Annotated in this window: 1 protein-coding gene; it reads right to left on the bottom strand. The window is 69.8% G+C overall.

Going from position 1 to position 268, the window contains the following annotated elements; all coding sequences use genetic code 11:
- On the bottom strand, positions 1-268 hold a 268-nt coding region (locus AC0IW7_RS24835; RefSeq protein WP_471821504.1), incomplete at both ends, for a hypothetical protein.

Here is a 268-nt window from a genome sequence, read left to right as displayed (position 1 = left end):
CTCCACGCGGTTGGCGCGAGCGCGGGAGTCGGTGCCGGCCACTTGCTGGCCAAAGCCGAACCCGCCGTCGGAGTAGAAGCGCTGGTCGAGGCTGTCGCCTTCGCTTTGGGCCGATTCCAGGTTCAGCCAGGTGCCTTCGCTGTGGCGCAGCAACAGGTCGCCGCCGCCGAGGGTCTGGTCTTCGCGGCCGGTCTGGTCCTGCATGCTCCCGGTTACGCCGACGCGCACGTTGTCGTTCACCCAGTAGGCGGCGCGACCGCCGTAGGCC

Source organism: Pseudomonas sp. AC229 (genome assembly GCF_979254655.1).
The sequence above is the reverse complement of the archived record's forward strand: the minus strand, read 5'-3'. Positions and strand labels throughout refer to the sequence as shown.